Raw genomic sequence first — 13259 nt, forward strand, 5'->3', positions numbered from 1 at the left:
TGCCAAAGCCGAGGCTCAATTACCGGATAGGATATGCAACCACAACACAGTAATAATACAACGGCGCTTAGCCCCTGGTGGCTGCCACTTGCTTTGGAGTGCGGCCAGTGCTGGCAATATACGCTTGGGCCCCTGACGCTGTTTTTACAAAGATTGGATACCGAGTGGTGGCTGGGTTCTGCCAGGCCTTCGGAACAGGACGACCGCTATCAGTTGTCAAGCCAACCTCTCAAACAGTTACCCCAGTTAGATAACCTGCAGCGCTTTGTATTCCGGGAGAGCCCGGCCCGGTTTTGTTTAACACCAAAGTTACTTGACCGGCCGGTCGTAGTAAAAACCCGTACTCAGCTCAGTATTCCTCCGGCCCAGCAAGTGGTGTTTTACATCAGCTCGCCGGTGGTTGTTGAGGTAAACTTGCAACAGCCTGAGTGTAAGCTGACTGATATTGCCAGCCAGCGCTTATCCGACACTTGGTTTGGACCATCGACCCTGCACGGTGAACTGTGTTACGCCGACAAAACCCAGGCCCGCCACAACCGGGCTGAACTGCCTGCCAGGCCACATCGTGCTGTTACCACTGTTACTATTGAAAATAATGCCGATACCATGCTGGTGCTGGATAAATTAAGCATTCCGGTACCCTACCTCGCCTTGTATGGGTTAAATGACGGCACGCTGTGGACAGACCCGATAACCCTGCAACACGACGGCAATCATGCGCTTACCCGTTTTAAAATAAGCAAGCAGTTACCGGCAGGGGTGACTGCGGCGGCCCGGGTAGCCGAGCCACGGCAACATATTGAAAAACAAGGGCTGATTCGAGCCTTCACCGGTATGTTCAATGACTAACAGGAGCTGGCACTAATGGAGCAAATTACCGCCTTTTTGCGGTCTGAACAGATGGTTAATATGTTGCAGGCAGCCATTCTGCTGGCGGCAGGCTTATTGTTGGCCAGCCTGGCCAGCCGTGGTGTACAAAAATTGGTTATCCGTAACTTCTCGCAACATCATGCCGTATTGTTTAAGCGTTTGGTTTACTGGCTGGTTCTGGCCTTGTTTTTTGCCTCAGCATTGCGCCAGTTGGGATTTTCGCTGGGCGTACTGCTGGGCGCGGCCGGGGTGTTATCAGTCGCTATTGGTTTCGCTTCGCAAACTTCTGCGTCAAACCTGATCAGCGGTTTATTCCTGATTGGTGAACGGCCATTTCAGCTGGGGGACGTTATCCAGGTTGGCAACACCACCGGTGAAGTATTATCAATCGATTTACTGTCAGTCAAACTACGCACTTTTGACAACCTGTATGTGCGTATTCCCAATGAAAGCCTGATTAAAACAGAAATGATTAACCTGACCCGCTTCCCCATCCGCCGGTTTGATTTGATGATTGGCGTGGCCTATAAAGAGGATATCAGTAAAGTACGTCAAATATTGCAGCAAGTGGCAGATGATAATCCACTCAGTCTGGATGAACCTGAACCACTGTTTATTTTTAATGGTTTTGCTGAATCATCGCTGAGTATTCAGTTTAGTGTCTGGACCAAACGGGAGAACTTTCGCGATTTACGTAACAGTATTCAGGAAGAAGTTAAAATTGCCTTTGACCGGGCAGGGATAGAAATCCCATTCCCGCAACGCACCGTGGTGTTTGGTCAGGGTTCTGCCCCACTTACCATCAATACTGCGGCTGACCGCACAGCGTCAGCTGAGCACAAGGATTAAGCAGTATGATGTTTTGTCGAATGTCAGTCGTTATTATTATGTTGCTTGCCGGGGCTCTGGTTAAGCAGGCCCGCGCCGACACTAATGCCAGTTGCACCACTTTATTTGATGAAGCGGATTTGCAAAAAGCCGGCCTGACAATAAGCGCTATTCATTTCGAGCAGCAAAATGTGTTCGATCTGTCTGAACCCGGTACCTTTTGGTTGCATCGTTTTGCCAACTACAGCCATATTATTTCTAAAGAAGTCACCATTGCCAACGATTTGCTGTTTGCCCCGCAAAGTCCGTTAGACCTGGCAGAACTGGCGGAAACCGAACGTATTCTGCGGGGCCGCAGCTACATTCGCGATGCAGATGTTGAGGTAAGTCACTATTGTCCTGCCACCAACACCGTTGAAGTGTTAGTAAAAACCTGGGATAACTGGTCGTTACTGCCCAAGATAGACTTCTCCAGCGAGGGTGGGTCAACCGAATACTCGATAGGTATCGCCGAAGATAACCTGTTGGGCACCGGTAATCAGCTACAACTGGATTATGCTAAAGACGCTGAGCGTACTGGTTACCTGTTCAGCTTTGCCAGCCCGAATATAATGGGCAGCCACTGGCAGGCATTAACCCGCTATGCTAATAATTCTGACGGCGAAAGCTATCAGGTCAATATTCAGCGGCCATTTTATCGCCTGAGCTCGCCCTGGGCTGTTAGTTTTGATGTCAGTAAAGACAAACAGCAAATTACTGATTATGTATTGGGTGAAAAAGTGAATCAGTACGACCGTACCCAGCAGGGTTTTAGCAGCTTCGTTGGTTTGAGGTTAGCTGGCAACAGTAAGCGTATTCATCGCCTGAACAGCGGTGTAACCCTGGAAGATGTTAGTTTTACTGAAAATGCCGACACACTGTTTGAGTTACCGGCAGAGCGCAACTTATCAAGGGTCTGGGTAGAGTACCAGTTACTGGAAGACCAGTATCGCAAGCTTTACAACATTAATCAGTTTAACCGGGTTGAAGATATTAATCTGGGTTGGCAGGCATATCTGCGATTAGGTCATGTGCAAAAAGGTTTGGGGGCAGACGCCAATGGCTGGCAAGTGGATGCGGCCATTGAAAAAGCCTGGTCACTGCAAAGTGATTTATGGCTGCTGGGCAGCGTTCGTTACCACGGATTGAAAATGGCTGATTTGCGCCAGCAACTGCTTAGTACCCACTGGCAGCTGGTGTATCAGCTAAGCCGGCAAAGCAGTGTGGTCGGTATTCTTGATTTACAACGTGGTCAGGATTTATTCGAAGATGAGGCATTATATCTGGGCGGTGATACCGGCTTACGCGCCTTCCCGCTATTCTATCAGCGGGGTGACAACCGGATGGTCGCCACGGCCGAGTACCGGTACTATACCGACTGGAATATTCTGCATATTTTCGATGTCGGTTTTGCCGGCTTTGCCGATGCAGGCCGCAGCTGGGGCGCCGAACAGCGTGGTGAAAGTGAGATAGACGATAGCGTTCTTTATGGTGTAGGCGTCGGCGTGCGGTTGTTATCGACTCACTCCAGCCGCGGCACCATGGTCCATATCGACTTAACCCGCCCGGTAACCGACAACCCGGAGCTGGGCAACTGGCAGTGGCGGGTTACTGCCAAACGGCGCTTTTAACAGCGCCATCAGCGCTGGCACAGGCTGCAATATACCGTGGTACGCTGGCCCAGCTTTATCTCGGACAATGGCTGTTGGCATTGCAGACAAGGCTGGTTGCCGCGACCATAAACCAATAGCTGTTGTTTAAAGTAGCCAGGCTTACCATCGGCCTGGCTGAAATCTTTTAACGTGGTGCCGCCCTGCACTATGGCGGCGGCCAGGGTTTCTTTTACTACCGTACTCAGTAATGCCAGCTTATCCGGTGACACTGTATTGGCAGGTGCAGTAGGTAAAATGCCAGCTTTAAACAATGCTTCGTTGGCGTAGATATTACCTATGCCAACTACCACTTTATTATCCATCAATACCAGTTTGATGGCAGCAGAGCGTTTAGCGCAGGCATCAATCAGGGTTTGAGCGCTAAAATCCTCTGTTAGTGGTTCTGGCCCCAGTGCAGCCAGCAACGGATGCACCTCGCCTTTAGCTTGCCACAATACCGCACCAAAGCGGCGGGTATCGTTTAACCGCAGCACTTTGTCATTCGATAATACTAAATCCAGGTGATCATGCTTAACCGGCGGCGTGTTACTGGCTACAACCTTTAAATGACCCGACATCCCTAAATGCAGAATAATATCGCCTGCCAGCCAGACGTAATCAGTAAATACTTGGCGCGACGCTGCACGGCCAGGATCGGCTGGTTGGCTTGCTGCACTACCTCGTCCGGGATCCACCAGCGTAGCTGGCGCTGTCGCGCCACCACGCTCAGCAGCTGCTGGCCTGCTAAATGCGGACTAATACCTAACCGGGAAACTTCTACCTCGGGTAATTCTGGCATCTATGTTAATTCTCCAGCAAAAAAAGTTGGCGGGCCTGCTGCGCGCTAAGTTGATAAAACTGGCTTTGCCCGGCCTGTTGCAACAAGTATTGGCTGGTATCCGGGTCATCGTCTGGATACAGTAGCCAGATGATGGGGCTGCTCTCCCCGACCAGTTGCACACTGGCCTGTGCCAGCGGCACCCGGCTTTGCATTGGCACAGTATCCACTGGTATTAACTGACTGTGCTGCCAGGCCAGCGCCAACTGGGCTGCATCCACATTATTTACTGCCGGTTGTAATTGCCATTGTGGCCCGGCTTTGACTAAACGCTGATTAGCAAAACCAACCATTAACAGCTCGCTGTCTGCCGGAATTAACCGGTGCTCGGCCGCCATTTTTTGTTGTAAACGTTGTGGAATGCCATACAGCACAAACATCAGAATCAGGACGGCAAAAATCAGGACGTTGTTCCAGTTGCGGCGTGAGAGTTTTAACATAACGATACCTTTCTGCACAGGCGCAGGTCTGCTTAGGCGCAGCGGCATAGTAACTTAGGCGGGGTGTAAAAAGCAAAAACCCGGCGTTGGCCGGGTTTTCAGGTCGATTACTTGATTTTCGCTTCTTTGAAAATCACGTGCTTGCGCACTTTAGGATCGAACTTTTTAATTTCCATTTTTTCTGGCATGGTACGTTTGTTCTTCGTAGTTGTGTAGAAGAAACCAGTACCGGCAGAAGAAACTAAACGGATTTTATCGCGCATGAGTTAATTCCTTAAACCTTGTGACCGTTGGCACGAACGTCTACTAAAACAGCGTCGATACCTTTCTTGTCAATAATACGCATACCACGGGTGGTCGTACGTAAAGTAACAAAACGGTTTTCGCTTTCAACCCAGAAACGGTGAGTTTGCAGGTTAGGCAGGAAACGGCGCTTTGTCGCGTTGTTGGCGTGCGAACGACGGTTACCTACCATCGGACCTTTGCCAGTTACTTGGCATACTCTAGACATGTCTATATTTCTCCAAAATTACGTCAGCTCGAGCTATCATTCACCCTTCTGGCCTTGAAGGTTGCCCCGAAAATGGATGAGGGCGCACTTTATACACGAAAGCCCCATTAAACTCAAGAGAATTTAAATGGCACTTAAGTCAGATCCGTTGGCGATCTGCCTGTATTGTTCCAGCATTTCGACAGCAAGTTGTTAAAGCCAGCCGCGTTCTGCAAAAGAGACAACTTCTGCATCGCCCACCACAAAATGGTCCAGTATTTTAATATCTACCAACGCCATGGCCTGGGTCAGGCGCTCCGTTATTGCCCTGTCGGCGCGGCTTGGCTCGGCCACCCCGGAAGGATGATTATGAGCCAATATAACGGCGGCGGCATTATGCGCTAAAGCGCGCTGAACTACAATACGCGGATACACCGGCGACGCATCAATAGTGCCCATAAACAGGGGTTCACTGGCAATTAAACGATGCTGATTATCAAGGTAAAGTAGTAAGAACACTTCACGCTGTTCATGGCCAATAGTGTGTGATAAAAATTTTTTCACCAATGCCGGCTCAGTAAACACCGTTTCCCGCTGCAATTGCTGCTGCATGTAGCGCTTACTCAGCTCTAATACGGCCTGTAACTGCACAAACTTAGCTTCACCCAGGCCCTTAGCCTGACAAAACTCATGCTGACTGGCGCCCATTAAGCGGCGCAACGAGCCAAAATGGTTTAGTAACTGCCGGGCCAGGGTTACCGCATCACAGCCACTGACCCCGGTACGCAGAAATATTGCCAACAGCTCTGCATCAGACAATGCCTTAGGCCCCAGTTGCAGTAGCTTTTCCCGCGGTCGTTCGGTTAATGGCCAGTCAGAAATTGCCATCTGAATCCTCCCTGAATTGATGCTGATTTTTACGTTCCGTGTTATCTTATGCCAATGATTTCAGGACCAGCTTTAGGTATTTATGCAGCAGACTCTGGCAGCAAAACGTATTTTACTGGGCATTAGTGGTGGCATAGCCGCCTACAAAAGTGCCGATTTAGTCCGCCGCTTAAAAGAGCGTGGTGCCGAGGTCAGAGTGATCCTGACTGACGCCGCCCAGCAGTTTATTACCCCGCTTACCTTACAAGCCGTGTCCGGTAACCCGGTCAGCACCAGCATGCTCGATCCGGCGGCAGAAGCGGCCATGGGCCATATAGAGCTGGCCAAATGGGCTAACCTTATCGTGGTCGCCCCGGCATCAGCCGATGTTATTGCCAAACTGGCCCATGGTATGGCCAACGATTTACTGACTACCTGTGTGCTGGCCTCTGCCGCACCGGTTGCGGTGGCGCCGGCCATGAACCAGCAGATGTATAACAATATAGCTACCCAGCAAAACTTAGCAACACTAAAAAAACATAAATTTCACATTTATGGTCCAGGGAGCCGGTGAGCAAGCCTGTGGCGATATTGGCTATGGCCGGATGCTGGAACCGCTGGAGCTGGTGGCGCTAATCGAGCAAACCCTGATTGAAAATACTCAGGGACCTGCTGCGCCATTGAGCGGCCGGCGCTTTACCATTACAGCTGGCCCTACCCGGGAAGCACTGGACCCGGTGCGCTATTTATCAAATCACAGCTCAGGCAAAATGGGCTTTGCCTTAGCTGCTGCCGCCGCTGAGCTGGGAGCGAATGTCACACTAATTAGTGGCCCGGTGCAACTGGCTACCCCAGTAGGGGTTAAGCGGATAGATGTGGTAAGTGCGCAGCAGATGTTTGAGGCCGCATTAAAAGCGGCGGTTAACAGCGATATCTTTATTGGTTGCGCCGCTGTAGCAGACTACCGGGCCGCGGAAGTGGCCACCAATAAACTGAAAAAAGGCGCCGATGAGCAGTTGCAGCTTACTCTGATTAAAAACCCCGATATTATTGCTGCAGTTGCTGGCCTGGCGAAACAACGGCCCTTTACTGTAGGTTTCGCTGCTGAAACTCAGGATGTCTTAAACTATGCCCGGCAAAAGCTGGCAAAGAAAAAACTTGATATGATTTGCGCCAACGATGTATCGCAGCCCGACGCAGGTTTTAACAGCGACCAAAATGCAATAACCGCACTCTGGCAAGGTGGCGAGCAAGTGCTTGAATTGCAAAGTAAAGCGGCACTGGCTACCAGCCTTATCGAACTGATTTCCAACCAGTTTTCTCAATTTTTATCTCAACAACAGACCACAAGTGAAGCGAACAAATGAATAAAGCGATTGAGCTGAAGATCCTCGACCCCCGTATTGGCAATGAGTTCCCGCTGCCGGCTTATGCCACTCCGGGCTCAGCCGGCCTCGATTTACGCGCCTGCCTGGATCAAACCTTAACCCTGGAGCCAGGCCAGACGGTATTAATTCCAACCGGTATCTCGATTTTTATTGGCGACGCTAACTTATGCGCGACCATTTTACCGCGCTCTGGGTTGGGGCATAAGCACGGCATAGTACTGGGCAATCTGGTGGGGCTAATTGACTCTGACTACCAGGGGCCGTTAATGGTATCCATGTGGAACCGTGGCCAGCAAACATTCAGCATTGAACCGGGCGACCGGATTGCCCAGCTGGTATTTATGCCAGTAGTGCAGGCCGAGTTTACTGTGGTTGATAGCTTTGACACCTCTGAGCGTGGTGAAGGTGGCTTTGGTCACTCGGGTAAAAGTTAGTTAACCCTAGTTTGCCTAGGATTGTATGTAAAACCTCCAGGCAACACACTTGTTTACCACCAAACTTGAAAGCTCGGGAGGCCAGTGTGCGTTTTGAGCAGCGGCATGGATGCCGCGGAGCCTGAAGGGGCACAGGGATGTGATCCTTGAAGGCGGCGAAAGACGCATACGGGCTGGACGAGCCTTACACCGAACATAATGCTATCGGCTGTAAGAGCAGTAGGTACTATATAAGTTTATTTTCAGGAACAGCTATGTCAACACCGCGTCGCGGCAACAGAAAAGAAGATATTTTGCAGGCGTTAGCCGCCATGTTGCAAAGCAATAACGGCCAGCGCATTACCACTGCCGCTTTAGCGGAAAAGGTTGGCGTATCAGAAGCGGCGCTTTATCGCCATTTCCCAAGCAAAGCCCGGATGTTTGAAGGCTTAATTGAGTTTATTGAAGATACCCTGTTATCCAGAATAAACAGCATTTCAGATGAGCATAAAGATACCCAAAGCCGCATAGCGCTAATGCTGCAATTAATTCTGGTATTTGCCGAGCGTAACCCCGGCTTTTGCCGCATTCTTAGCGGCGATGCCCTGCAGGGCGAGCAGGAACGGTTACTGGAGCGGGTAGCTGCGCTGTTTGAAAAGCTGGAAACTCAGTTTAAGCAAACCCTGCGCGAGCGCAAATTGCGTGAAGGTAAAGGGTTTAGTATTGATGAAGGCGAACTGGCTAACCTGTTGCTGGCAACAGTAGAGGGTAAAATAAGCCAGTTTGTCCGCTCGGGCTTTAAACGCCTGCCCACCGCCGCCTGGCAAAATCAGTGGGCGCTATTGCAGCAGGCGTTATTTAACTAGAAAAAAAGCGCGGCGCCAGGTGCGCTTTCGGAATAGTGTTAAATAACGTAAGGCACCAGGTAACGCTTACTGCACCGGCTTCAAGGATCACATCCCTGTGCCCCTTCAGCCTGCGCGGCATCCATGCCGCTGTTCCGTAAGCATTACCTGATACCTTACACTACGGTGAGCCATCAAAAGCATTTCCTGACCCGGCACTCTGTAATCAGCTATCTACTCCCTGCCCTTCGCTCTGTAACTTTCTAAGTTACCTTAACCCCATATTGCGCCCGATAAGCTTTCACCGCCTCCAGATGCTCCGCCATCTCCGGCTTATCGGCTAAATAGCTGATTAAATCCGGCAGGCTGATAATGGCCACAACCTTAGTATTAAAGTCACGTTCCACTTCCTGAATGGCTGACAACTCACCCTGGCCGCGTTCCTGCCGATCCAGCGCGACCAGCACGCCGCTAAGCTCGGCGCCCTGCGCCTGAATCAGCTGCATCGATTCGCGAATCGCGGTACCGGCGGTAATTACATCATCTACCAGCATAATCCGGCCCTTGCAGCGGTGAGCCGACTAAGTTGCCACCCTCGCCATGGGCTTTGGCTTCTTTGCGATTAAAGCAATATGGCACGTCGCGGTTATAGTGATCCGCCAGTGCTACTGCTGTGGTGGTAGCGATAGGAATACCTTTATAGGCAGGGCCAAACAGCACATCGAACTCAATTGCCGCATCCTGCAACGCCGCCGCATAAAAACGGCCTAGTTTCGCCAGATCACTACCGGTATTAAATAAACCGGCATTAAAAAAATACGGACTGGTGCGGCCCGATTTCAGTGTAAACTGGCCAAACTTCAATACCTGACGGGCCAGGGCAAATTCAATAAAATCTCGTTGAAACTGCTTCATGCTTGTTCTGCCCCCTGCTTAAGCCAGTACCCGTTTTTGCTCTTCAATAATTTCCCGGATAGCATGGCGCCCCAAATCCATCATCTGCTGCATTTCATCAAAGCTGAAGGGCTCAGTCTCGGCCGTGCCCTGTACTTCAATAATTTTGCCGGTTTCGGTCATCACAATATTCATATCGGTTTCGGCATTAGAATCTTCGGCGTAATCTAAATCGGCTACCGGCGTACCTTTGTATACGCCCACCGAAACTGCCGCTACCATATATTTTAACGGGTTAGTTTTAATGGTGCCCTTGGCCCGCATAAAGTTCAGCGCATCAACCAGCGCCACACAAGCACCGGTAATCGACGCCGTGCGGGTGCCACCATCAGCCTGAATCACGTCACAGTCGATAGTAATGGTATTCTCACCCAGTAGTTTTAAATCGACCGCAGTGCGCAGCGCCCGGCCAATTAAACGCTGAATCTCCATGGTGCGGCCACCTTGTTTGCCGCGCGCCGCTTCGCGGTCATTACGGGTGTGGGTGGCGCGTGGTAGCATGCCGTACTCAGCGGTAACCCAGCCTTTGCCCTGACCTTTCATAAAACGCGGTACACCTTCTACTACACTGGCGGTACAAATTACCTTGGTATTACCAAACTCAACCAGTACTGAGCCTTCAGCATGAGCGGTAAATTGACGGGTAAAAGTAAGGGGACGGATCTGACTGGCGGTTCTGCCACTTGGACGCATAGCTGCACTCCTGAAATTAACGATGGCCGCTATTATAGGTTGTATAGCTGTTGAGGGCCATCTATTCGCCAAATTCGATGCGCCTGCGGTATACTCTGGTTTTATTTTTCGCCTGAGAGCTTTTTATGATCCACAGCATGACCGCCTTCGCCCGCCACGAAACCAAAGCCAGCTGGGGCACCGCCCAGTGGGAAATCCGCTCGGTAAACCAGCGTTACCTGGAAAGTTATTTCCGCTTACCAGAGCAGTTTCGCGGCTTAGAAAGCCTGCTGCGCGACAAACTGCGTAACAGCCTGCAACGTGGCAAAATCGAAGTAAATCTGCGTTATCATGCAAATCAGGCGGCTGGCGAACTGACCTTAAACGAAGAATTTGCCGAACAATTGCTGCAAAAAGCCCAGCAACTACTGCAAAAAGCACCACAGGCACAATTAAATATTGCCGACATTCTGCGCTGGCCCGGCGTAATGGAAACCCCGACTGACGATTTAGACGCCATGCAGGGCGAACTGCTGGCCGGTTTTGATGCCGCCCTGCAGGATTTTCTGGCAGGCCGCGGCCGTGAGGGCGATGCAATAGAGCAGATGATCCAGCAGCGCTTAACGGCGATTGGCGAGCAAGTGGCTTTTGTCCGCACACATTTACCACAAGCTATGCAATGGCAGCGCGACCGTATTCTGAACCGTTTAAACGACATTAAAGCCGATATTGAGCAAGGCCGCTTAGAGCAGGAAATGGCGTTTTTAGCGTCAAAATCTGACGTCGCCGAAGAGCTCGACCGGCTCGATGCCCATATTAAAGAAACCCGCCACACCCTGAAAAAAGGTGGCGCCTGCGGCCGTCGCCTAGATTTTATGATGCAGGAATTTAACCGCGAAGCGAATACGCTGTCATCCAAAGCCATCAGTACCGAAATAACCAATGCGGCGGTTGAGCTTAAGGTGTTAATTGAGCAGATGAGAGAGCAAATTCAGAACGTTGAATAACGTGAGCTATCATCCAATTACAAAAGCAGGTTCAACTACGAACCTGCTTTTGCGAGATCAAATACCTGGTATTCCAGACACCAAAAGCTGTTTTCGCCAGACACCCCATTTTAACCAATTTAACTAAATGCCGGCAGGCAGTTACCGGGTTTACCTTGTTGAGATGAATACGTTAACTAATCTGCTCATTCAGTGAGGTGAATAGCCAGGCTAATCACCTAAGCCTCAGAAAGCCAAGTTTTAGTTCAGCAAGCTTTACATTCCCATATCAAACTTATTCTTAGGTAAACTGCTACCCAATAACTCTGCGGCTGTAGCACTAACCTCCGATTGCACATAAGCCCAATATTCAGGGTTGTCTACCGTACGCGCTTTGATCTGGCTTGGAATAAAACGGCTCATTTCCATATTAAAATCGGCTCTAACTTCATCATCTTGTCGCAGCTTATTGATTTGCAGCTCGAGCGCTGTTCTAAAGTCGTCTTTATGTTTGTTTCTTGCCGCTAATTTTTTTTCTACCAGCTGTTTTGACAGCGCTATGCCACGTTGTTTGATCCAGACGATATCCCAAATATCGCGAGGCTTAATTCTTCTTGCCCGATAAGCGACGGCGATAAATTTATCTGCCAGTGTTTCCTGCAGTGATTGCACCGGCACCAGGATCCCTTCTGTGGGTACCACGATGTTGTAATGGTTTAACAAGGGCCTTTTTTCAATGTCGAATGAAGGAATAGCACAGACATCGATATGCATTTTTTGCCGGGGTAAGTCTGGGCGATTTGCCTCTTTAACGATACTGATTTTCCAGGAAACGGTATCGCCCTGATTGGCTGCTGAAGGTTTATTTACCCACACTTCAGTTTCATATTTGTCCTGAATATACTTTTGAATGTCAGCTTCCAGGCCGTCAAAATCTGCCGGCTTGAAATTATGGCCACCGTTAAAATCGAGATCCTCTGATAAGCGGGTACTGTTGTAACACATACGCAAGGAGGTCCCGCCAATAAAGGTCAGGCTTTGCATCGCACCTTGCTTGATCAATACCGCCATAATGTCGTGGTGCAGGATCTCTTTCTCAATAACAGGGGTAATGGCGGCATAGTCTGGATTCGCTTGCACAATTTGACGAAGTTGTTGTTTTAGCATCCTGATACTCTCACTATTCATTCACCAGCATATGCAAATTGCGCTGACAACGCTTAAGGTCGGCAAGCGCTTGTTCGGTGTTGGCACGATACATTTTAATATCAGGGTCAAAATACAGATTGGCGGCAATCTGCTCGACTGGCCTTTTGGTGTGGGTAAACTCAATCACGCCATAAGGCGTGGTAAAGGTGCCGGTTCTGCCTTTTGTCACCACGGTAACCCTATCCATTATCACTTGCGAAATGTCACCGGTTGAACTTAACTGACTTTCCAGACTAATATAATTCAGTTCATCACTGCGCAGTTTTTTGATGATTTTATAGATTGCAGTTTCAGGCTCTGGCGGTGTTAACACACTTTCGTACAGCCCTTGGGCCACTCTCCTAAGCTGCCCTTTTTTCACCCGGTCAGCCAGAAATTTCGTAAAGGCAGGCGTGTATGGCTCTCCCAGCATAAAAGCAAGCTCTGCAGCACTATGAATGCCACCGCCAGCCTTAACCGCGTTGGCAAAAACCAGTAGTAATTTGTCAGCTTTTGACATAAAGCACACGAAAAATAACAATATTGGTTAAAAAGTGTAGACCTAAGCAGCAAAATCTTCAACCTAACAGTGCACAAAAAAGCACTAATTAGGTAATAAAATGTACATCTAATAGTCAACCTAACTCACATAAGCGTGGGCAACAATCACCACGGCAAAGGTATTCTGGGCATTACGCAACTTGTTTTAAGTAAAGCAAAACGAATTATGTGACTTCATAAAGACACCTCTAAACGTTTGGCATGCCTGTAGTAGCACGAGATGTTTCC

General features: G+C 49.7%; 13 protein-coding genes and 3 pseudogenes. 7 read left to right on the plus strand and 9 right to left on the minus strand.

The genetic code is table 11. The features are described from left to right. Positions 1 to 33: 33 nt before the first annotated feature. The 3 genes from KG631_RS15135 to KG631_RS15145 are packed head-to-tail and all read left to right on the plus strand — an operon-like array spanning position 34 to position 3368. Positions 34 to 849: a DUF432 domain-containing protein gene (locus tag KG631_RS15135; protein ID WP_214000517.1), complete on the plus strand. Its 816-nt coding sequence runs from the start codon at positions 34 to 36 to the stop codon at positions 847 to 849. A 15-nt stretch (positions 850 to 864) separates the two neighbouring features. After that, a complete protein-coding gene (locus KG631_RS15140; RefSeq protein WP_214000518.1) occupies positions 865 to 1719 on the plus strand; it encodes a mechanosensitive ion channel family protein in 855 nt (284 codons plus the stop codon). A gap of 5 nt (positions 1720 to 1724) precedes the next feature. After that, positions 1725 to 3368, plus strand: coding sequence for a BamA/TamA family outer membrane protein (locus KG631_RS15145; protein ID WP_301003879.1), 1644 nt, complete (start codon positions 1725 to 1727; stop codon positions 3366 to 3368). 8 nt (positions 3369 to 3376) lie between these two features. Here KG631_RS15145 and mutM read toward each other — a convergent pair. From mutM to radC, 5 genes and pseudogenes are all read right to left on the minus strand, one after another. Then, positions 3377 to 4188, minus strand: a pseudogene (gene mutM / locus KG631_RS15150) (bifunctional DNA-formamidopyrimidine glycosylase/DNA-(apurinic or apyrimidinic site) lyase). A 5-nt stretch (positions 4189 to 4193) separates the two neighbouring features. Further along, positions 4194 to 4667 (minus strand): hypothetical protein, encoded by a 474-nt coding sequence (locus tag KG631_RS15155; protein WP_214000519.1) that lies wholly within the window; start codon positions 4665 to 4667, stop codon positions 4194 to 4196. A gap of 107 nt (positions 4668 to 4774) precedes the next feature. Next, entirely contained in the window at positions 4775 to 4930 is a 156-nt protein-coding gene (gene rpmG / locus KG631_RS15160) for a 50S ribosomal protein L33 (RefSeq protein WP_008219722.1), read from the minus strand. An 11-nt stretch (positions 4931 to 4941) separates the two neighbouring features. Beyond that, positions 4942 to 5178 carry a 50S ribosomal protein L28 gene (gene rpmB, locus KG631_RS15165; RefSeq protein WP_026349251.1) on the minus strand — a complete coding sequence of 79 codons (237 nt, stop codon included), beginning with the start codon at positions 5176 to 5178 and terminating at the stop codon, positions 4942 to 4944. Positions 5179 to 5370: 192 nt separating this feature from the next. Then, a complete protein-coding gene (radC, locus tag KG631_RS15170; RefSeq protein WP_214000520.1) occupies positions 5371 to 6045 on the minus strand; it encodes a DNA repair protein RadC in 675 nt (224 codons plus the stop codon). 82 nt (positions 6046 to 6127) lie between these two features. On the opposite strand from radC, the pseudogene coaBC reads away from it, so the two are divergent. The 3 genes and pseudogenes from coaBC (at position 6128) to slmA (ending at position 8691) form a co-directional block, all read left to right on the plus strand. Next, positions 6128 to 7391, plus strand: a pseudogene (gene coaBC / locus KG631_RS15175) (bifunctional phosphopantothenoylcysteine decarboxylase/phosphopantothenate--cysteine ligase CoaBC). Beyond that, a complete protein-coding gene (dut, locus tag KG631_RS15180; protein WP_214000521.1) occupies positions 7388 to 7846 on the plus strand; it encodes a dUTP diphosphatase in 459 nt (152 codons plus the stop codon). The pseudogene coaBC and the gene dut overlap by 4 nt, the downstream one beginning before the upstream one ends. A gap of 254 nt (positions 7847 to 8100) precedes the next feature. Further along, positions 8101 to 8691: a nucleoid occlusion factor SlmA gene (slmA, locus tag KG631_RS15185; RefSeq protein ID WP_214000522.1), complete on the plus strand. Its 591-nt coding sequence runs from the start codon at positions 8101 to 8103 to the stop codon at positions 8689 to 8691. 242 nt (positions 8692 to 8933) lie between these two features. Here slmA and pyrE read toward each other — a convergent pair. Continuing rightward, positions 8934 to 9585: pseudogene (pyrE, locus tag KG631_RS15190) on the minus strand (orotate phosphoribosyltransferase). Between the two features lie 18 nt (positions 9586 to 9603). After that, a complete protein-coding gene (gene rph / locus KG631_RS15195) occupies positions 9604 to 10317 on the minus strand; it encodes a ribonuclease PH (RefSeq protein ID WP_097112337.1) in 714 nt (237 codons plus the stop codon). Positions 10318 to 10442: 125 nt separating this feature from the next. Here rph and KG631_RS15200 point away from each other — a divergent pair, with 125 nt between their 5' ends. After that, positions 10443 to 11303: a YicC/YloC family endoribonuclease gene (locus tag KG631_RS15200; RefSeq protein WP_214000523.1), complete on the plus strand. Its 861-nt coding sequence runs from the start codon at positions 10443 to 10445 to the stop codon at positions 11301 to 11303. Between the two features lie 255 nt (positions 11304 to 11558). Here the strand turns inward: KG631_RS15200 and KG631_RS15205 are convergent, their stop codons facing one another. Both KG631_RS15205 and KG631_RS15210 read right to left on the minus strand, forming a co-directional pair. Further along, on the minus strand, positions 11559 to 12470 hold the full coding sequence (locus KG631_RS15205) for a nucleotidyl transferase AbiEii/AbiGii toxin family protein (protein WP_214000524.1): 912 nt from the start codon (positions 12468 to 12470) through the stop codon (positions 11559 to 11561). Beyond that, positions 12463 to 12990: a hypothetical protein gene (locus tag KG631_RS15210; protein ID WP_214000525.1), complete on the minus strand. Its 528-nt coding sequence runs from the start codon at positions 12988 to 12990 to the stop codon at positions 12463 to 12465. Before KG631_RS15210 ends, KG631_RS15205 begins: the two co-directional genes overlap by 8 nt. Positions 12991 to 13259: the final 269 nt, after the last annotated feature.

The organism is Arsukibacterium sp., from assembly GCF_018402695.1.
Taxonomy (GTDB): Bacteria; Pseudomonadota; Gammaproteobacteria; order Enterobacterales; family Alteromonadaceae; genus Alishewanella.